The sequence below is a fragment of the Streptomyces sp. NBC_00726 genome, assembly GCF_045161735.1.
Lineage (GTDB): Bacteria > Actinomycetota > Actinomycetes > Streptomycetales > Streptomycetaceae > Streptomyces.
In genome coordinates this window covers 908,198-928,480 of the sequence record NZ_CP108983.1, presented here as the reverse complement: position 1 = coordinate 928,480, position 20,283 = coordinate 908,198, and the positions used below count along the sequence as shown (strand labels likewise).

General features: G+C 70.3%; 17 protein-coding genes. 10 read left to right on the top strand and 7 right to left on the bottom strand.

The annotated features are described in order from the left end of the window. From glpK to OG338_RS04040, 3 genes are all read right to left on the bottom strand, one after another. On the bottom strand, positions 1-1,542 hold the full coding sequence (gene glpK, locus OG338_RS04050) for a glycerol kinase GlpK (RefSeq protein WP_405935996.1): 1,542 nt from the start codon (positions 1,540-1,542) through the stop codon (positions 1-3). A 42-nt stretch (positions 1,543-1,584) separates the two neighbouring features. Next, complete coding sequence (locus OG338_RS04045; protein ID WP_405935995.1) at positions 1,585-2,376, bottom strand: MIP/aquaporin family protein; 792 nt, start codon at positions 2,374-2,376, stop codon at positions 1,585-1,587. 240 nt (positions 2,377-2,616) lie between these two features. Then, the gene (locus OG338_RS04040) at positions 2,617-3,381 is read right to left on the bottom strand and encodes an IclR family transcriptional regulator (RefSeq protein ID WP_405940312.1); all 765 of its coding nucleotides are present in this window, start codon (positions 3,379-3,381) and stop codon (positions 2,617-2,619) included. A 238-nt stretch (positions 3,382-3,619) separates the two neighbouring features. Between OG338_RS04040 and metH the strand changes: the two genes are divergently transcribed. Continuing rightward, on the top strand, positions 3,620-7,132 hold the full coding sequence (gene metH, locus OG338_RS04035) for a methionine synthase (RefSeq protein ID WP_405935994.1): 3,513 nt from the start codon (positions 3,620-3,622) through the stop codon (positions 7,130-7,132). A 119-nt stretch (positions 7,133-7,251) separates the two neighbouring features. Further along, a complete protein-coding gene (locus tag OG338_RS04030) occupies positions 7,252-7,953 on the top strand; it encodes an HAD family hydrolase (protein WP_405935993.1) in 702 nt (233 codons plus the stop codon). Between the two features lie 54 nt (positions 7,954-8,007). Here the strand turns inward: OG338_RS04030 and OG338_RS04025 are convergent, their stop codons facing one another. Next, on the bottom strand, positions 8,008-8,679 hold the full coding sequence (locus OG338_RS04025) for a response regulator transcription factor (protein WP_018103734.1): 672 nt from the start codon (positions 8,677-8,679) through the stop codon (positions 8,008-8,010). 9 nt (positions 8,680-8,688) lie between these two features. Further along, a complete protein-coding gene (locus tag OG338_RS04020; protein ID WP_405940311.1) occupies positions 8,689-9,534 on the bottom strand; it encodes a RecB family exonuclease in 846 nt (281 codons plus the stop codon). Between the two features lie 183 nt (positions 9,535-9,717). On the opposite strand from OG338_RS04020, the gene OG338_RS04015 reads away from it, so the two are divergent. The 3 genes from OG338_RS04015 (at position 9,718) to OG338_RS04005 (ending at position 12,737) form a co-directional block, all read left to right on the top strand. Continuing rightward, positions 9,718-10,968, top strand: coding sequence for a site-2 protease family protein (locus tag OG338_RS04015; RefSeq protein WP_405935992.1), 1,251 nt, complete (start codon positions 9,718-9,720; stop codon positions 10,966-10,968). A gap of 73 nt (positions 10,969-11,041) precedes the next feature. Beyond that, on the top strand, positions 11,042-11,947 hold the full coding sequence (locus OG338_RS04010) for a tRNA (adenine-N1)-methyltransferase (RefSeq protein WP_405935991.1): 906 nt from the start codon (positions 11,042-11,044) through the stop codon (positions 11,945-11,947). A gap of 199 nt (positions 11,948-12,146) precedes the next feature. Further along, positions 12,147-12,737: a hypothetical protein gene (locus tag OG338_RS04005; protein WP_405940310.1), complete on the top strand. Its 591-nt coding sequence runs from the start codon at positions 12,147-12,149 to the stop codon at positions 12,735-12,737. A gap of 36 nt (positions 12,738-12,773) precedes the next feature. On the opposite strand, the gene OG338_RS04000 is transcribed toward OG338_RS04005, so the two are convergent. Further along, positions 12,774-13,085, bottom strand: coding sequence for a ferredoxin (locus OG338_RS04000; protein WP_405935990.1), 312 nt, complete (start codon positions 13,083-13,085; stop codon positions 12,774-12,776). Positions 13,086-13,327: 242 nt separating this feature from the next. Here OG338_RS04000 and arc point away from each other — a divergent pair, with 242 nt between their 5' ends. From arc to prcA, 5 genes are all read left to right on the top strand, one after another. Then, on the top strand, positions 13,328-15,094 hold the full coding sequence (arc, locus tag OG338_RS03995) for a proteasome ATPase (RefSeq protein ID WP_073864561.1): 1,767 nt from the start codon (positions 13,328-13,330) through the stop codon (positions 15,092-15,094). Positions 15,095-15,334: 240 nt separating this feature from the next. Continuing rightward, on the top strand, positions 15,335-16,846 hold the full coding sequence (gene dop / locus OG338_RS03990) for a depupylase/deamidase Dop (RefSeq protein WP_405935989.1): 1,512 nt from the start codon (positions 15,335-15,337) through the stop codon (positions 16,844-16,846). Positions 16,847-16,976: 130 nt separating this feature from the next. Further along, complete coding sequence (locus OG338_RS03985) at positions 16,977-17,195, top strand: ubiquitin-like protein Pup (protein WP_018103742.1); 219 nt, start codon at positions 16,977-16,979, stop codon at positions 17,193-17,195. Positions 17,196-17,396: 201 nt separating this feature from the next. Further along, positions 17,397-18,245 carry a proteasome subunit beta gene (prcB, locus tag OG338_RS03980; RefSeq protein ID WP_405935988.1) on the top strand — a complete coding sequence of 283 codons (849 nt, stop codon included), beginning with the start codon at positions 17,397-17,399 and terminating at the stop codon, positions 18,243-18,245. Between the two features lie 63 nt (positions 18,246-18,308). Beyond that, entirely contained in the window at positions 18,309-19,145 is an 837-nt protein-coding gene (gene prcA, locus OG338_RS03975; protein WP_405935987.1) for a proteasome subunit alpha, read from the top strand. Positions 19,146-19,194: 49 nt separating this feature from the next. Here prcA and OG338_RS03970 read toward each other — a convergent pair whose 3' ends face one another. Continuing rightward, on the bottom strand, positions 19,195-20,220 hold the full coding sequence (locus OG338_RS03970; RefSeq protein WP_405935986.1) for a LacI family DNA-binding transcriptional regulator: 1,026 nt from the start codon (positions 20,218-20,220) through the stop codon (positions 19,195-19,197). Between the last annotated feature and the right edge of the window lie 63 nt (positions 20,221-20,283).

The window sequence follows — 20,283 nt, the reverse complement described above, 5'->3', positions numbered from 1 at the left end:
CTACTCCTCGTCGTCCAGCCAGCCCATGGTGCGTTCCACGGCCTTGAGCCAGCTCTTGTACTCGCGGGCGCGGGTCTCCGCGTCCATGCGGGGGGTCCACTCGGCGGCCCGGCGCCAGTTGGCGCGCAGCGCGTCGGTGTCCGGCCAGAAGCCGACGGCCAGGCCGGCGGCGTAGGCGGCGCCGAGGCAGGTGGTCTCGGCGACCATCGGCCGCACCACGGGCGCGTCCAGGAAGTCGGCGAGCGTCTGCATCAGCAGGTTGTTGGAGGTCATTCCGCCGTCGACCTTGAGCGCGGTCAGCTCGACGCCGGAGTCCTTGGTCATGGCGTCGCTGATCTCACGCGTCTGCCAGGCGGTGGCCTCAAGCACGGCGCGGGCGATGTGCGCCTTGGTGACGTAGCGGGTGAGGCCGGCGATCACCCCGCGGGCGTCGGGGCGCCAGTACGGGGCGAACAGACCGGAGAACGCGGGCACGAAGTACGCGCCGCCGTTGTCCTCCACCGAGGAGGCCAGGGTCTCGATCTCGGCGGCGGACTGGATCAGCCCCATCTGGTCGCGCATCCACTGCACCAGCGAACCGGTGACGGCGATCGACCCCTCCAGGGCGTACACCGCCTTCTGGTCGCCGATCCGGTAGCCGACCGTCGTCAGCAGCCCGTTGTAGGAGTTGACGGGCGTCTCGCCGGTGTTCATCAGCATGAAGGTGCCGGTGCCGTACGTCGACTTGGCCTCGCCCTCGGCGAAACACGTCTGGCCGAACAGCGCGGCCTGCTGGTCACCGAGCGCGGAGGCGACCGGCACGCCGTCCAGCACACCGCCCCTGGCGTTGCCGTACACCTCGGCCGAGGACCGGATCTCGGGCAGCACGGCCGCCGGGATGTCCATGGAGGTGAGGATCTTGTCGTCCCACGCCATGGAGTGCAGGTTCATCAGGAGCGTGCGCGAGGCGTTGGTGACGTCGGTGACGTGGACGCCGCCGTCGGTGCCGCCGGTCAGATTCCAGATGACCCAGGAGTCCATGGTGCCGAAGAGGATGTCGCCGCGCTCGGCGCGCTCGCGCAGCCCCTCGACGTTGTCGAGCAGCCAGCGGACCTTCGGGCCGGCGAAGTACGAGGCGAGCGGCAGCCCGGTCTCGCGGCGGAAGCGGTCCTGGCCCACGTTGCGGCCGAGCTCCTTGCAGAGCGCGTCGGTGCGGGTGTCCTGCCAGACCAGCGCGTTGTGGACGGGCTCACCCGTGTGCCGGTCCCACAGCAGGGTGGTCTCGCGCTGGTTGGTGATGCCGATCGCCTTGACGTCGGCGGCGGTGATGCCCGCCTTGGAGATCGCCCCGGCGACGACTTCCTGGACGTTCGCCCAGATCTCGGCCGCGTCGTGTTCGACCCAGCCGGGCTTGGGAAAGATCTGCTCGTGCTCCTTCTGGTCGACGGAGACGATCCGCCCGTCCTTGTCGAAGACGATGCAGCGGCTGGAGGTCGTGCCCTGGTCGATGGCCGCGATGAACGGCCCGGCGCCGTGGCTGCCGGTGGTGTGTGCGTCGGTCACGGTGTGCTCCCGGAGGTCTGTGCGGTGTGGTGTGAAGGCGGATCAGGCGAAGGCGAGGTTGTAGAGCCCGCCCGCGAGTGCGCCGCCGATCAGCGGGCCGACGACGGGGACCCATGCGTAGCCCCAGTCGGAGCCGCCCTTGTTCGGCAGCGGAAGCAGCGCGTGCACGATACGCGGACCGAGGTCGCGGACCGGGTTGATCGCGTAGCCCGTCGGCCCGCCGAGCGACAGGCCGATGCCGACGACGACCAGGGAGGTGATCAGCGCGCCCAGCGTGCCGAGCCCGTTGCCGTCGTCGTTGAGGCCCTGGGTGAGGATGGCGAGGACCAGCACGACCGTGGCGATGACCTCGGTGAGGACGTTCTGCACGGCGTTGCGGATCTCGGGGCCCGTCGAGAAGACACCGAGGACCGGGCCCGCCTCGGGGGCCGCGGCCGGGTCGACCATGCCCTCCTCACCCGAATGGGCGCGCAGGACCTCCGGATCGGTCAGATGTGCCCGGAACTGCCCGTAGTAGGTCAGCCAGACCAGCACCGCGCCGATCATCGCGCCGAAGAGTTCGGAGGCGAGGTAGAGCGGTACGTCGCTCCACTTCGTGCCGCCCTCGATGGCCAGGCCGATGGTGACGGCCGGGTTGAGATGCGCCCCCGACACGCCGCCGGCGAGATACGCGCCGGTCAGTACCGCGAAGCCCCACCCGAAGGTGATGGCGACCCAGCCGGCGTTCCGCGCCTTCGAGTGTTTGAGCGTGACGGCGGCACAGACACCGCCGCCGAGCAGGATGAGTACGGCGGTACCGATGGTCTCGCCGATGAAGATGTCGGAGCTGGACACCCGCGACTCCTTTGTCCTTCGTCCAGGAAGCCGAACCCCGGGTCCCTCCGGTGGTCCGCGCCCTCGTGTGAGGGCTTGGCCGGCCCTTGGCACCGTCACACCCTAACGCGAATATCCGTTAGGTGTTCGACAATGCCGACCGATGAACGGCAGTGTTTCTCCCGGGTGAAGGCAGCGTCAAGAGGGATGTGACGTACGAATCGATCGTTACGAGGGAAGCCGGCCGGGTCCGCGGCCGGCTCAGAAGCGGCGGGCGCCCAGGTCCCGGGAGACCGCACGGGCGCAGTCGCGGACCGCCGCGACCAGCTCCGGGCGCAGCTCGCCGCCCTTGCAGACCCGCTCCACCGCGCCCGTGACGGCTATGGCCCCCACCGGCATCCGGCGCCGGTCGTGGATCGGCGCGGCCACCGCGGCCACGCCCTCCCAGGTCTCCTCCACGTCGGACCCCCAGCCCCGGGCCCGTACGGCGTCGAGCACCGCCTCGAACTCCTCGGCGCCGGTCACCGTCCGGGGTGTGAACGGCCGCCGCTCGGCCTCCATGGCCTCGGTGTGCGCCACCGGGTCGTACGCGGCCAGCACCTTGCCCAGCGCCGTGGAGTGCAGCGGCTGCATGGCGCCCACTTCGAGCACCTGGCGGCTGTCGTCGGGCCGGAAGACGTGGTGGACGATGAGGACGCCCTGCTGGTGCAACACGCCCAGATGGACGCTCTCGCCGCTGGACCGGGCCAGGTCGTCCGTCCAGACCAGGGCCCTGGCCCGCAGCTCGTGCACGTCGAGATAGCTGTTGCCCAGGCGCAGCAGCTCCGCGCCCAGCTGGTAGCGGCCCGAGGCATCGTCCTGCTCCACGAAGCCCTCGTGCTGGAGGGTGCGCAGGATGCCGTGTGCGGTGCCCTTGGCCAGGCCCAGTGAGGAGGCGATGTCGGACAGCCCCAGCCGCCGCTCCCCGCCTGCCAGCAGACGCAGCATCGCGGCCGCCCGCTCCAGCGACTGGATGTTCTTGGCCATCGCGCCGTACTCCTCCACCTTGTTCGACAATGCTGAACACTATCGGCCGATGCCGACCCGTGCTCGACCGCAGGGGAATTCCGCAGCACCCCGCGCCACCGGACCCCCCCGTCATCAGGATGCCGTCCGGCTCGTGGGACAGAGTGACGGCCCAGGTCGCGGCCCGGCTACCCTGGCCGGGTGCGCCTTCCGCCGAAGACGCAAAGCCGACAGCCGTCGCATCCCAGGGAGTACATCCATGGCCTCGTCGCCAACCCCTTCCGCCGACAGCCGGAACCGATCCGCAGCCCTTCGTGAGGCGCTCGCCACCCGGGTGGTGGTGGCCGACGGTGCCATGGGCACCATGCTCCAGGCCCAGGACCCCACGCTCGCGGACTTCAAGAACCTCGAAGGCTGCAACGAGATCCTGAACCTCACCCGGCCGGACATCGTGCGCTCGGTCCACGAGGCGTATTTCGCCGTCGGCGTGGACTGCGTCGAGACGAACACCTTCGGGGCCAACACGGCGGCGCTCGGCGAGTACGACATTCCCGAGCGGGTCCACGAGCTGTCCGAGTCCGGTGCGCGCATCGCCCGCGAGGTCGCCGACGCGTACACCGCGTCCACCGGCGAGCAGCGGTGGGTCCTCGGCTCCATGGGCCCGGGCACCAAGCTGCCGACCCTCGGCCACATCGCGTACGCCACCGTCCGGGACGGCTTCCAGGCGAACGCCGAGGGCCTGATCGCGGGTGGCGCCGACGCGCTGATCGTGGAGACGACCCAGGACCTCCTCCAGACCAAGGCCGCCGTCCTCGGCGCCCGCCGCGCCCTCGACGCGCTGGGCAGCGACCTCCCGCTGCTGTGCTCCCTGGCCTTCGAGACGACCGGCACCATGCTCCTGGGCTCCGAGATCGGCGCGGCGCTGACCGCCCTGGAACCCCTCGGCATCGACATGATCGGCCTGAACTGCTCGACCGGTCCGGCCGAGATGAGCGAGCACCTGCGCTACCTCACCCGGCACTCCCGCATCCCGCTGCTCTGCATGCCCAACGCCGGCCTGCCGGTCCTCACCAAGGACGGCGCGCACTTCCCGCTCGACGCCGAGGGTCTGGCCGACGCGCAGGAGACCTTCGTCCAGGAGTACGGCCTGTCGCTGGTGGGCGGCTGCTGCGGTACGACCCCGGAGCACATGCGCCAGGTGGTCGAGCGGGTACGGGGCACGGTCCCGGGCACCCGCGACCCACGCCCGGAGCCGGGCGCCGCGTCGCTCTACCAGACCATCCCGTTCCGTCAGGACACGGCGTATCTGGCGATCGGTGAGCGTACGAACGCCAACGGGTCGAAGAAGTTCCGCGAGGCCATGCTCGAAGGCCGCTGGGACGACTGCGTGGAGATGGCCCGCGACCAGATCCGCGAGGGTGCCCACATGCTCGACCTGTGCGTCGACTACGTGGGCCGCGACGGCGTCGCCGACATGGAGGAGCTGGCCGGCCGGTTCGCCACCGCCTCCACGCTGCCGATCGTGCTGGACTCCACGGAGCTGCCCGTGCTCCGGGCGGGCCTGGAGAAGCTGGGCGGCCGCGCGGTCCTCAACTCCGTCAACTACGAGGACGGGGACGGGCCCGAGTCGCGCTTCGTCAAGGTCACCGAGCTGGCCGCGGAGCACGGTGCCGCGCTGATCGCGCTGACGATCGACGAGGAGGGCCAGGCCCGCACCGTCGAGCACAAGGTGGCCATCGCCGAGCGGCTGATCGCGGACCTGACGGGCAACTGGGGCATCCGCGAGTCGGACATCCTCATCGACACCCTGACGTTCACCATCTGCACCGGTCAGGAGGAGTCCCGCAAGGACGGCATCGCCACCATCGAGGCGATCCGTGAGCTGAAGAAGCGCCACCCGGATGTGCAGACGACCCTGGGCCTCTCCAACATCTCCTTCGGTCTGAACCCGGCCGCCCGTGTCGTGCTGAACTCGGTCTTTCTGGACGAGTGTGTGAAGGCGGGTCTGGACTCGGCGATCGTGCATGCGTCGAAGATCCTGCCGATCGCCCGTCTGGAGGAGGAGCAGGTCAAGGTCGCGCTCGACCTGGTCTACGACCGGCGTGCCGAGGGTTACGACCCCCTCCAGCGGCTCATGGAGCTGTTCGAGGGCGTCAACATGAAGTCGCTCAAGGAGGGCAAGGCCGAGGAGCTGGCCGCCCTGCCGCTGGACGAGCGCCTCAAGCGCCGCATCATCGACGGCGAGAAGAACGGCCTGGAGGACGACCTCGCCGAGGCGCTCAAGGACACGCCGGCGCTCGACATCGTCAACAACACCCTCCTGGAGGGCATGAAGGTCGTCGGCGAGCTGTTCGGCTCCGGCCAGATGCAGCTGCCGTTCGTCCTCCAGTCCGCCGAGGTCATGAAGAGCGCGGTCGCCTACCTCGAACCGCACATGGAGAAGTCGGACGCCGAGGGCAAGGGCACGATCGTGCTGGCCACCGTCCGGGGCGACGTCCACGACATCGGCAAGAACCTGGTCGACATCATCCTGTCCAACAACGGGTTCAACGTCGTCAACATCGGCATCAAGCAGCCCGTCTCCGCGATCCTGGAGGCCGCCGAGGAACACAAGGCGGACGTCATCGGGATGTCGGGGCTCCTCGTCAAGTCCACGGTGATCATGAAGGAGAACCTGGAGGAGCTGAACCAGCGCAAGCTGGCCGCCGACTACCCGGTGATCCTCGGCGGCGCCGCCCTCACCCGCGCCTACGTCGAACAGGACCTCCACGAGATCTACGAGGGCGAGGTGCGCTACGCGCGCGACGCCTTCGAGGGCCTGCGCCTCATGGACGCGCTGATCGCCGTCAAGCGCGGCGTCCCCGGCGCCACCCTGCCCGAGCTGAAGCAGCGCCGCGTCCCCAAGCGCGACACCGCCGTCCTGGAGGTGACCGAGCCGGAGGAGGGCGTCCGCTCCGACGTCTCCGTCACCAACCCGGTCCCCACCCCGCCGTTCTGGGGCAGCCGGGTCGTCAAGGGCATCCAGCTCAAGGAGTACGCCTCCTGGCTGGACGAGGGCGCCCTGTTCAAGGGCCAGTGGGGCCTCAAGCAGGCCAGGGCCGGTGACGGACCCACGTACGAGGAGCTCGCCGAGCGCGAGGGACGCCCCCGGCTGCGCGGCCTCCTCGACCGGCTCCAGACGGACAACCTGCTCGAAGCGGCCGTCGTCTACGGCTACTACCCCTGCGTCTCCAAGGGCGACGACCTGATCCTGCTCCACGAGGACGGCTCCGAGCGCACCCGCTTCACCTTCCCGCGCCAGCGCCGCGGCCGCCGCCTGTGCCTGGCGGACTTCTTCCGCCCCGAGGAGTCCGGCGAGACGGACGTCATCGGCCTCCAGGTCGTCACCGTCGGCTCCAAGATCGGCGGCGAGACCGCCAAGCTCTTCGAGGCCAACGCCTACCGCGACTACCTGGAACTGCACGGCCTCTCCGTCCAGCTCGCCGAGGCCCTGGCCGAGTACTGGCACGCCCGGGTCCGCTCCGAGCTCGGCTTCGCGGGGGAGGACCCGGCGGAGGTCGAGGACATGTTCGCCCTGAAGTACCGGGGCGCCCGCTTCTCACTCGGTTACGGCGCCTGCCCGGACCTGGAGGACCGCGCCAAGATCGCGGACCTGCTCCAGCCCGAACGGATCGGCGTCCACCTCTCCGAGGAGTTCCAGCTCCACCCCGAGCAGTCCACCGACGCGATCGTCATCCACCACCCGGAGGCGAAGTACTTCAACGCGCGGTAAGACTCCGTTCGACGCGTCGTAGCCGATCACGTCGTACACTGGTCGGTCCAGCGCAGGCCGGTCGCCCATCCTTCGGGACGGGTGGCCGGCCTTCTCGTCCCTCATGGAAGGTGTGCCGGATGACCAGTACGGTTCCCGCGTCCCTGACCCGCACGGCGGAGGGCGCTGCCCTCCAGGCAGTCTTTCTCGACATGGACGGCACCCTGGTCGACACCGAGGGCTTCTGGTGGGACGTCGAGGTCGAGGTCTTCGCCGGCCTCGGCCACCGGCTGGACGAGGCGTGGCGGGACGTGGTCGTCGGCGGGCCCATGTCCCGCAGCACCGGATACCTCATCGAGGCGACCGGCGCCGACATCACCCTCGAAGAGGCCGCCGTACTGCTCAACGACCGGTTCGAGAAGCGCATCGGCAACGGGGTCCCGCTGATGCCCGGCGCCGCCCGCCTCCTCGCCGAACTGCGCCGGCACGAGATCCCCACCGCCCTCGTCTCCGCCTCGCACCGCCGCATCATCGACCGGGTCCTGGAGTCGGTGGGCCACCACCACTTCGCGCTCACCGTCGCCGGCGACGAGGTCACCCGCACCAAGCCGCACCCCGAGCCCTACCTCACCGCCGCGCGCGGCTTCGGCGCCGACCCCCGGCTGTGCGCCGTCATCGAGGACACCGCGACCGGAGTGGCCGCCGCCGAGGCCGCCGGCTGCCGGGTCGTCGCCGTGCCCTCGGTCTCCCCGATCGCACCCGCCGAGGGCCGGGTGGTCGTCCGATCGCTGGAAGAAGTGAACCTCACCTTCCTCCGGAGCCTCGTCAACGGCCGGCCGTGAAACGCCGGGCCGGGGCGCCGGCCGGGCTCCCCAGCCGGCTCCCCAGCCCCCGTCTCACTGCGCGCCGGGGCGCACCAGGCCGCTCTCGTACGCGTACACCGCGGCCTGGACCCGGTCGCGCAGGCCCAGCTTCGTCAGCACATGGCCCACATGGGTCTTCACCGTCGTCTCGCTGACGAACAGGTCGGCGGCGATCTCCGCATTCGACAGGCCGCGCGCCACCAGCTTCAGCACCTCGACCTCGCGGTCCGTCAGCGTGTGCAGCGTGTCCGGCACGGGCTCCTCGCCCGACGGCAGATGGTCCGCGTACTTGTCGAGCAGCCGGCGCGTCACGCTCGGCGCGAGCATCGCCTCACCGCCCGCCACCACCCGGATCGCCTGCACCAGCTCATCGGCCGGCGCGTCCTTCAGGAGGAAGCCGCTCGCCCCGGCCCGCAGCGCCTCCACCACGTACTCGTCCAGGTCGAACGTGGTCAGTACCAGCACCTTCGCCGGACCGTCCCGGCCCGGACCGGTGATCTGCCGGGTCGCCTCGACCCCGTCCATCCGCGGCATCCGGATGTCCATCAGCACCACATCGGGCTGGAGCGCGCGCACCTGGTCGAGCGCCTGGAGACCGTCACCGGCCTCACCCACCACCGCCAGATCGCCCTCGGCCTCCAGAATCATCCGGAATCCCGTGCGCAGCAGCGGTTGGTCATCGACCAGAAGGACGCGGATAGCCACCAGATCTCCTCAATGCCCGTCGAGGGCCACAGGCCGGGCGGCCTCGGCCCGGACCGGCTCCATTCTGCCCTGGTCATCCTCCGCCGGACCGGCAGGGCGGACCGTCAGCGGATAGACCGGGGGAGTCCCGCCGAATTCCGGACAGAGCGCCTGGTGGTCGCACCAGCCGCACAGCTTCGTCGGACGCGGCCGCCACTCGCCCGTCCGCGTCGCCAGCGAGATCGCCTCCCACAGCGCCAGCAGCTTGCGTTCCACCCGCTCCAGGTCCGCCACCACCGGGTCGTACGTCAGCACGTCACCGCTGCCCAGATAGACCAGCTGGAGCCGGCGCGGCACCACACCCTTCAGCCGCCAGATCACCAGGGCGTAGAACTTCATCTGGAACAGCGCCCCTTCCGCGTACTCCGGACGCGGCGCCTTCCCCGTCTTGTAGTCCACGATCCGGACGTCGCCCGTCGGCGCCACGTCGATCCGGTCGATCACCCCGCGCAGCCGCAGCCCCGAATCCAGCTCCGTCTCCACGAACAGCTCGCGCTCCGCCGGCTCCAGCCGTGTCGGGTCCTCCAGCGAGAACCAGCGCTCCACCAGCTGCTCCGCCTGCCCCAGCCACCGCGCCAGCCGCTCGCCCCCCGCGTCCTCCGCGAAGAGCTCCCCCAGCTCCGGCTTCGACTCCAGCAGCCGGTCCCACTGCCCCGGGATCAGCGCCGTCGCCCTGCCCGGGGTGCGCTCCGCCGCAGGATTGTCGAACAGCCGCTCAAGCACCGCATGGACCAGCGTCCCGCGGGTAGCCGCCTCGCTGGGCTTCTGCGGCAGCTTGTCGATGACACGGAAGCGGTACAGCAGGGGGCACTGCATGAAATCGCTCGCCCGCGACGGGGAGAGCGAGGAAGGCGGCTGCGGCACCGGCCGGGACGGCGGCGGAACGGAGGTCATGCGAAGACCCTACGACCCGCCACTGACACCAACCGGCATACCATCGACCACAGACCCTCGAACACCGCATCATCGTGCCGAACGGCACCGAACCGAAGGGACCTCGTGGACGAGAGCGGCGACGGCCGGCGACCGCAGCCCGGCCCGGCGGCCCCCGGCCCCGGAGACGGCCCCGGCAAGGACGCGCCCCCGCGCCGGGACGAACCCGGCGGCGGCATCCTCATGGGCCGCCCCTTCGGCGTGCCCGTCTACGTCGCCCCCAGCTGGTTCCTGGTGGCGGCCCTGATCACCTGGGTCTTCGGCGGCCAGCTCGACCGGGTGCTGCCCGACCTCGGCGCCGCCCGCTACCTCGTCGCGCTCTTCTTCGCGATCGCCTTCTACGCCTCCGTCCTCGTCCACGAGCTCGCCCACACGATCGCCGCCCTGCGCTACAAGCTCCCCGTCCGGCGTATCCAGCTCCAGTTCTTCGGCGGCGTCTCGGAGATCGAGAAGGAGTCCGAGACCCCCGGCCGCGAATTCGTCCTCGCCTTCGTCGGCCCGCTGCTCTCGCTCGTCCTCGGCGGGCTCTTCTACGTGCCCCTGCGCTTCGTGGAACGCGGCACCGTCCCGGCCGTCCTGCTCGGCGGGCTGATGATCTCCAACCTCATCGTCGCCGCCTTCAACCTGCTGCCCGGCCTGCCGCTGGACGGCGGCCGCATGCTCAGGGCCGTCGTCTGGAAGATCACCGGCAAGCCGATGAGCGGCACCGTCGCCGCCGCCTGGGTCGGCCGCGCGCTCGCCGTCGGCACCCTCGTCGGCCTCCCGCTCCTCACCCGCAGCGGCTCCCTGGGCAACGACGCCGGCGAGATCAGCGGCATGGACACCGTCACCGACGCCCTGCTCGCCGCGATCCTCGCCGCCATCATCTGGACCGGCGCCGGCAACAGCCTGCGCATGGCCCGGCTCCGCGAGCACCTGCCCGGCCTGCGCGCCCGCAGCCTCACCCGCCGCGCCGTCCCCGTCGAGGCCGCCACCCCGCTCTCCGAAGCGCTGCGCCGGGCCAACGAGGCCGGCGCCCGTGCCCTCGTCGTCGTGGACGGCACCGGCGAGCCCAAGGCCCTCGTCCGGGAGACGTCCATCGTCGCCGTCCCCGAGCACCGCCGCCCCTGGGTCGCCGTCAGCGGCCTCGCCCAGGACCTCACCGACGGTATGAAGGTCCCCGCCGAACTCGCCGGCGAAGCCCTCCTGGACCGTCTCAAGGCCACCCCCGCCACCGAATACCTCGTGGTCGAGGAGACCGGCGAGATCTACGGCGTCCTCTCCACCGCCGACGTGGAGCGCGCCTTCGTCGCCGCCATGGCCCGCCCCGCCGCCTGACACCCGCTCCCCGTCCCCGTACATCCGTACGGGCGGCGGTCGGCGGCCCGCGAAACACCGGTACGCTGGTCACATGTCTGAACCGACCGGTGCCGCCCGCCGACGCGGGCCCTTCAAGGTCGGGGACCAGGTCCAGCTCACCGATCCCAAGGGACGCCACCACACCTTCACGCTCGAAGCCGGAAAGAACTTCCACACCCACAAGGGTTCTTTCCCGCACGACGAGCTGATCGGTGCCCCCGAGGGCAGTGTGGTCCGTACCACGGGAAACGTCGCCTACCTCGCGCTGCGCCCCCTGCTCCCCGACTACGTCCTGTCCATGCCCCGCGGCGCCGCCGTGGTCTACCCGAAGGACGCGGGCCAGATCCTCGCCTTCGGCGACATCTTCCCCGGCGCGCGCGTCGTGGAAGCGGGCGTCGGCTCGGGCGCGCTCTCCACCTTCCTGCTCCGCGCCATCGGCGAACAGGGCATGCTGCACTCGTACGAGCGCCGCGAGGACTTCGCCGAGATCGCCCAGCAGAACGTCGAGCGCTATTTCGGCAGCCCGCACCCCGCCTGGCAGCTCACGGTCGGCGACCTCCAGGACAACCTCACGGACACCGACGTGGACCGCGTCGTGCTGGACATGCTGGCGCCCTGGGAGTGCCTGGACGTCGTCTCCAAGGCGCTCGTCCCCGGCGGCATCCTCTGCGCGTACGTCGCCACCACCACCCAGCTCTCCCGGACGGTCGAGTCCATCCGGGAGATCGGCTGCTTCGCCGAGCCGCAGCCCTGGGAGTCGATGATCCGCAACTGGCACGTGGAGGGCCTGGCCGTGCGTCCGGACCACCGCATGATCGGTCACACCGGCTTCCTGGTCACCGCCCGCCGGCTCGCCGACGGCGTCGAGGCCCCGGCCCGTCGCCGCCGCCCCTCCAAGGGCGCCTACGGCGAGGACTACGACGGCCCGGGCGGCCGCGGCGGCGCCTCCCGCGACTGACCCCGCGGCAACGCACCGGCGCCGCCGCCGAGTTCCCGGACCGACCCGGGGACCCGGCGGTGGCGCCTTCTCCGTGTACGGGGCGTGCTCTTCGCGCACCCCACCGTTCCGCTGCCGTGTGAGGTGTGGCACGATGCTGGCCACCCCCGTACCGCCGACGCCGACGGCCGCACCACAGGAACCACAGGAGACAGCCCGCGTGCAGACCTCCGCGCTCCCGGACCTCGCGCACACCGACACCAGGCCCATGCACTGGCTCGCCACCGCCGCGGCCATGGCCGCCGTCATCGCGGCAGCCGGTCTGCTCCAGCCCGACAGCAGCGCCTCGGCCTCCACCCGGCACCGCACCCCGGCCCAGCAGCAGCACGAGGAAGCGGCCGTCGCACCCGACCCGGCCGAGGCGGACTTCCCCCTGGAGTGCGGCAACGTCGGCACCACCGTCGCCAAGCAGGCCCCCGGCGACCTCGACGACGACGGCAAGCCGGAGACCGTCGCGGTGGTCCACTGCGCGGCCGGATCGGGCACCCCGCCCAGCGGCGTCTACGTCCTCACACAGGCGGACGGGGCCGCACCCCGGATCGTCGCGACCCTGGTGGACCCCGCCCAGCAGCTGACCATCGGCGACTTCACCGTCCGTGACGGCGTCATCTCCGCCACGCTCCTCGGCTACTCCTCGTCGTCGGTGCCCTCGTGCTGCCCCGACCAGCAGGAAAAAGTCACCTGGAAGTGGCAGAACGGCGCCTTCACGCGCGACAGCGACAGCGATACGGCCAGGAGCGCCGGCGCCTGACCCCGGCCCGGCACCGCCGCCCGGCACCCCGTACGGTCAGGCCGCCTCGGGCCCGTAGACCTCGACCCGGTCCGAAACGCGCCGCACATGAATGCAGTCGCCCGGGCACTCCTTGGCCGAATCCACCACGTCCTGGAGCAGCGGCAGTGGCACCGGCGTGGTCGCGCCCTTGTCCTGGAGCAGCTCGTCGTCGTCGCTCTTCACATACGCCAGACCGTCGATGTCCAGCTCGAACACCTCGGGCGCGTACTGCACGCAGATGCCGTCCCCCGTGCACAGGTCCTGGTCGATCCACACCTCCAGGTCCTGCGCCTCGCCACCGGTGGGAGCGTCCTGCCGCACGGTCATGTCGCCTGCCGTTTCCTGCGTAGCCGGACCGGGAAAGAGCCAGCCCTGACGGGTGTTGAACGCTTTGACGATACAACCGGCCGCTTTCCGATGTTGAACGGTGGGTATCCCTCTGGGACGGGGGAGAGCGCAAGGGTGAAGATCGGACACACCTCACAGTCTTTGTGATCTAGGGGTTTCAATCACCACCCACGCAGGTAGGGTCAGGAAGCGTCCAGCTCCCCTTGGAGGAGGTGAGGACCGTGGCAGCCCACGACGACGACATCAACCGCGGCATCCGGCCCGGGCGGGGGTCCGACGACCCAGCCGGCCAGGTCGCCTATCTTGAGCAGGAAATCGCCGTCCTGCGACGTAAGCTCGCCGACTCTCCGCGTCATACGAGGATTCTCGAAGAGCGGATCGTCGAACTGCAGACCAACCTCGCAGGCGTGTCCGCCCAGAACGAGCGGCTCGCCGGCACACTCCGCGAGGCCCGCGACCAGATCGTGGCCCTCAAGGAGGAGGTCGACCGGCTCGCACAGCCACCGGCCGGCTTCGGGGTGTTCCTGCAGGCGAACGAGGACGGCACCTGCGACATCTTCACCGGGGGCCGCAAGCTCCGGGTGAACGTCAGCCCCAGCGTCGAACTCGAAGACCTCAGGCGCGGCCAGGAGGTCATGCTCAACGAAGCGCTCAACGTGGTCGACGCCATGGAATTCGAGCGTGCCGGGGACATCGTCACCCTCAAGGAGATCCTTGAGGACGGCGAACGCGCCCTGGTCATCGGGCACACCGACGAGGAAAGGGTGGTGAGGCTCGCCGAGCCGCTGCTGGACATCACCATCCGTCCCGGCGACGCCCTGCTGCTCGAACCCCGGTCCGGCTACGTCTACGAGGTCGTGCCCAAGAGCGAGGTCGAAGAACTCGTCCTCGAAGAAGTGCCCGACATCGACTACGACAAGATCGGCGGCCTGGGCGACCAGATCGAGCTGATCCGCGACGCGGTCGAGCTTCCCTATCTTCACCCCGACCTCTTCAAGGAGCACGAGCTCCGCCCGCCGAAGGGCATCCTGCTCTACGGCCCGCCCGGCTGCGGCAAGACGCTCATCGCCAAGGCCGTCGCCAACTCCCTGGCGAAGAAGGTCGCCGAAGTCACCGGACAGCCCGCCGGCAAGAGCTACTTCCTCAACATCAAGGGCCCCGAGCTCCTCAACAAGTACGTCGGCGAGACCGAGCGCCACATCCGCCTGGTCTTCCAGCGTGCCCGCGAGAAGGCGAGCGAGGGCACCCCCGTCATCGTCTTCTTCGACGAGATGGAGTCGCTCTTCCGCACCCGTGGATCGGGCGTCAGCTCGGACGTGGAGAACACCATCGTCCCGCAGCTGCTCGCCGAGATCGACGGCGTGGAGGGCCTGGAGAACGTCATCGTCATCGGCGCCTCCAACCGCGAGGACATGATCGACCCGGCGATCCTGCGCCCGGGCCGGCTCGACGTCAAGATCAAGATCGAGCGCCCCGACGCGGAGGCCGCGAAGGACATCTTCGCGAAGTACCTCACGCCTTCGCTGCCGCTGCACGCGGACGACCTGGCCGAGCACACCGGCTCGAAGGAAGCCGCCGCGCACGCCATGATCCAGTCGGTCGTCGAGCGGATGTACACCGAGTCCGAGGAGAACCGCTTCCTCGAAGTCACGTACGCCAACGGCGACAAGGAAGTCCTGTACTTCAAGGACTTCAACTCCGGCGCGATGATCCAGAACATCGTGGACCGGGCCAAGAAGATGGCCATCAAGGCTTTCCTCGACCACGGTCAGAAGGGCCTTCGCGTCTCCCACCTCCTCCAGGCATGCGTGGACGAGTTCAAGGAGAACGAGGACCTGCCGAACACCACCAACCCGGACGACTGGGCCCGTATCTCCGGCAAGAAGGGCGAGCGGATCGTCTTCATCCGCACGCTCGTCACCGGAAAGCAGGGCGCGGACACCGGCCGTTCCATCGACACGGTGGCCAACACCGGTCAGTACCTGTAGAAGGCGTACCGGCTGCGGATGCCCGGCCGGGCATCCGCAGCCGGTTGCTTTCCGGCCAGCCGCGGCGACACCGCGGCAATCACGGCGCAATTGATCTCCCCACCGGCACGCGGGCGTTCTAGGCTCAGGCGTACCGCCCGTTCGCGCAGCGCAGGACGGGCAGACCGCGCACGCACCGAACAAGCAGCGGTACTTGAGCGCCGCCCCCGGAAGGGAGCGCCGCCGGGCAAGGAGGGCCGCATGACCGTACGGCGAGTAATGGGCATCGAGACGGAGTACGGGATCTCCGTCCCCGGACACCCCAACGCCAATGCCATGCTCACCTCGTCCCAGATCGTCAACGCCTACGCGGCGGCGATGCACCGGGCGCGCCGCGCCCGCTGGGACTTCGAGGAGGAGAATCCGCTACGGGACGCGCGAGGCTTCGACCTCGCCCGCGAGACCGCCGACTCCAGCCAGCTCACGGACGAGGACATCGGCCTGGCCAATGTCATCCTCACCAACGGGGCCCGGCTCTACGTCGACCACGCGCACCCCGAGTACAGCTCGCCGGAGATCACCAACCCCAGGGACGCGGTCCTGTGGGACAAGGCCGGCGAGCGGATCATGGCCGAGGCGGCCGAGCGCGCGGCGCGGCTCCCCGGCGCCCAGCCGATCCACCTCTACAAGAACAACACCGACAACAAGGGCGCCTCCTACGGGACGCACGAGAACTACCTGATGAAGCGGGAGACCCCGTTCTCGGACATCGTGCGCCATCTGACGCCGTTCTTCGTCTCGCGGCAGGTGGTCACCGGCGCCGGACGGGTCGGGATCGGCCAGGACGGCGGTGAGCACGGCTTCCAGATCAGCCAGCGCGCCGACTACTTCGAGGTCGAGGTCGGCCTGGAGACCACGCTCAAGCGCCCCATCATCAACACCCGCGACGAGCCGCACTCGGACGCCGAGAAGTACCGCCGGCTCCATGTGATCATCGGCGACGCGAACCTCTCCGAGATCTCGACGTATCTCAAGCTCGGCACCACCTCGCTCGTCCTGTCCATGATCGAGGACGGCTTCATCAACGTCGACCTGGCCGTCGACCAGCCGGTGCGCACCCTGCACCAGGTCTCCCACGACCCCGGGCTCCGGCAGCTGATCACGCTGCGCAGCGGCCGGACACTCACCGCGGTGCAGCTCCAGATGGAGTACTTCGAGCTGGGCCGCAAATACGTCGAGGAACGGTACGGGGCGGACGCCGACGAGCAGACCAAGGACATCCTCAGCCGGTGGGAGGACACCCTGAACCGGCTGGAGAACGACCCGATGAGCCTGGCCGGTGAGCTGGACTGGGTGGCGAAGCGGCAGCTCATGGAGGGCTACCGGCGCCGCGACGGGCTGGACTGGGACGCCGCCCGGCTGCATCTGGTGGACCTCCAGTACGCGGACGTACGCCAGGACAAGGGGCTGTACAACCGTCTGGTGGCCCGCGGCCGGATGAAACGGCTGCTGGACGAGCGCGAGGTCGAGGAGGCCCGTACGGCGCCGCCCGAGGACACCAGGGCGTACTTCCGCGGCCGCTGCCTCGAACAGTACGCGGACGATGTCGCCGCGGCCTCCTGGGACTCGGTGATCTTCGATCTGCCGGGCCAGGACTCCCTTCAGCGGGTGCCCACGATGGAGCCGCTGCGGGGCACCCGGGAGCACGTGAAGTCGCTCCTGGACCGGTGTCGTACGGCGCAGGAGCTGGTCGACGTCCTCTCGGGCCGCTGAAAGCGCCTGAAAGGGCTCCCGGCTGGGAATCATTCCGATGACCTCCGGACGTTGAGACAAGTACCGGGCCAATGTCGGACCCCATGGGTAGGGTCTGATCAAGTGCTTCGAACCGAGCGGGGTGAGCTAGATGGCGACCAAGGACACCGGCGGCGGACAGCAGAAGGCGACGCGTTCCACGGAGGAGGTCGAGGAGCAGGCGCAGGACGCGCAGGCTTCCGAGGACCTCAAGGAGCGCCAGGAGAAGCTGAGCGACGACGTGGACGACGTCCTGGACGAGATCGACGACGTACTTGAGTCGAACGCCGAGGACTTCGTCAGGTCATTCGTACAAAAGGGCGGCGAGTAACCGGCCCCGCGCCGGAGGCCGGCGGCGGGTGTGCGGCACGGGCGGACCGCCCGTGCCGCACACCGCGGGCACGGTTCGCGCCCCCCGTCCGATTGCCTGCGTCTTCTATGTGGATCACTGCCGCGGGGCGGGTAGGGTCCGGGGCGTAAGTGCTTCAACCGCAATGCGGCGCAGGGTCATCGCATACCTGGAGGGAAACGCGTGGAAGCCAACACTCGTAGCACCGGGCGTCTGCCGGCTGCCTTCCTGACGCCGGGATCGTCCTCCTTCATGGACTTCCTGTCCGACCAGGCGCCGGAGATGCTGCCGGGCCACCGTCAGGCGCCGCCCCTGAAGGGCGCCGTCGAGGCGCCGCACGGCACGACGATCGTGGCCGCCGCCTTCCCCGGCGGTGTCGTCCTGGCCGGTGACCGGCGGGCGACCATGGGCAACATGATCGCGCAGCGCGACATCGAGAAGGTCTTCCCGGCCGACGAGTACTCGGCGGTGGGCATCGCCGGTACGGCGGGTCTCGCCGTGGAGATGGTGAAGCTCTTCCAGCTGGAGCTGGAGCACTTCGAGAAGGTGGAGGGCGCCCAGCTCTCCCTGGAGGGCAAGGCCAACCGGCTCTCCACGATGATCCGGAGCAATCTGGCGATGGCCATGCAGGGCCTCGCCGTCGTCCCGCTCTTCGCCGGTTACGACATCGACCGCGAGCGCGGACGCATCTTCAGCTACGACGTCACCGGCGGCCGCTCCGAGGAGCACGTCGGCTACGCGTCCACCGGCTCCGGCTCGATCTTCGCCCGGGGCTCCATGAAGAAGCTCTACCGCGCGGACCTCACGGAGGAGGAGACGCTCACGCTGGTCGTGCAGGCGCTGTACGACGCGGCGGACGACGACTCGGCGACGGGCGGCCCGGACGTGGGCCGGCGTATCTATCCGATCGTCACCGTCATCACGGACGAGGGTTTCCGGAAGCTGACCGACGCGGAATCCGCCGGGATCGCCCGCTCGATTCTGGAACGCCGCCTGGAGCAGCCCGACGGCCCGCGCGCCGCGCTGCTCTGAGCACGCGTTCGTATCCAGCCTTCTTCGATGCTCCCGCCACTGACAGAAAGGGACGGATAGCCGGTGTCGACGCCGTTCTATGTCTCACCTCAGCAGGCCATGGCCGACCGGGCGGAATACGCCCGGAAGGGTATCGCCCGCGGTCGCAGCCTGGTTGTGCTGCAGTACGCCGACGGAATTGTGTTCGTCGGCGAGAACCCGTCCCGTGCGCTGCACAAGTTCAGCGAGATCTACGACCGGATCGGTTTCGCCGCCGCCGGTAAGTACAACGAGTACGAGAACCTCCGCATCGGCGGAGTCCGTTATGCCGATCTGCGCGGTTACACCTATGACCGCGACGATGTGACGGCCCGTGGACTGGCGAACGTCTACGCGCAGACGCTCGGCACGATTTTCTCCAGTGCGGCCGAGAAGCCGTACGAGGTGGAGCTCGTGGTCGCCGAGGTGGGCACCGAGCCCGAGGGCGACCAGATCTACCGGCTGCCGCACGACGGCTCGATCGTGGACGAGCACGGTTCGGTCGCGGTCGGCGGCAACGCGGAGCAGATCAGCACCTTCCTGGACCAGCGCCACCGCGACGGGATGTCCCTCGCCGAGGCGCTGAAGCTGGCGGTGCAGGCGCTGTCCCGCGAGGCCAACGGCAACGAGCGGGAGATCCCCGCCGATCGCCTTGAGGTCGCGGTCCTGGACCGCACGCGGCCGCAGCAGCGCAAGTTCAAGCGGATCGTCGGCCGGCAGCTGGCCCGGCTCCTCGAAGCGGAGGCCGCCGCCTCGACCCCGACCGACGCCCCGTCCGACGCGGAGGACGGCGAGTCCACGGACAGCCCGACGACCACGACAAACCCGAAGGGTACGACCGACACGACCGACACGACGGATTCCGGCGGCGACGTGGAGTAACCGCTCCCGCCGCCGAGCCCCGGCCCGCTCCAGGCGGGCCGGGGCTCCGTCATGCCGGCGGCGGGGCGGTCGAGCCCCGGACCACCAGCCGCACCGGCAGGCTGCCCGGCTCGGCGGGCCGCCCGTCCAGGACCGCCAGCAGGGCGGCCATCCCGCGCTCGCCGACCTGCACGGCGGGCAGCCGGACCGTGGTCAGCTCCGGCTCCACCGCGGTGGCCAGGGCCAGGTCGTCGAAGCCGGTGACCGAGACGTCGTCCGGCACCCGGAGGCCGGACCGGCGGGCCGCCTTGCACGCGCCCGCCGCCAGGATGTCGTCGTCGCAGACGATCGCGGTCGGCCGGGGTCCGGGCTCCCCGAGCGCGCGTTCCGCCGCGTCCCGCCCCGCCCGTACGTCCAGTGCGGCGGTCACCGTGCGGACCTCGGTGCCGGGGGTCCGGCGCAGCTCCTCGCGCAGGGCGTCCGCCCGGCAGGCGAAGGTCCAGGTGTCGACGGCCGAGGCGAGGTGGAGGAAGCGCCGGTGGCCGAGGGCGAGCAGATGACGGACCACCTGGCGCATCCCGTCGCCGATCTCCAGGTTGACCCGGGCGGCGGGCCCGGGCGCCGAGGGGTCGCTGTCCAGCATCACGAGGGGCACGTCCGCGCCGTGCAGGGCGTCGAGCGCGTCGGCGGCCATGGAGGAGGCGATGACCCCGTCCAGCGCGGCCCGGGCCGACGGGAACGGGTCGCGTGCCGGGCCGGTGCCGTCGGGGGAGGGGTAGAGGACGACCCCGAAGCCGTGCTCGGCGGCGACCGCGGCGGCCCCGGTGTACACCCGGGCGAAGAACTCGTTGGTGAGGGCCGGGACGACCAGGAGCGCCGTCCGGGTGCGGCCCAGGCGCAGATTGCGGGCGGCGAGATTCGGCCGGTATCCGAGGCCCCGGGCGGCGTCCCGGACCCGGTCCGCGGTGGACTCGGAGACCCGGCCCCGCCATTTGTCGCCGAGCACCAGCGACACCGTGGCCTGGGAGACGCCGGCGGCCCGGGCCACGTCACGGCTGGTGGGCCGGGGCGGGCCGGGTCGTGCGGGGCTGGTCACGCGGGCCTCCGGGCCGTTCGGTTCAGGCCCCTGAGGTGGACCTGCGGACGGGCTCATGGTACG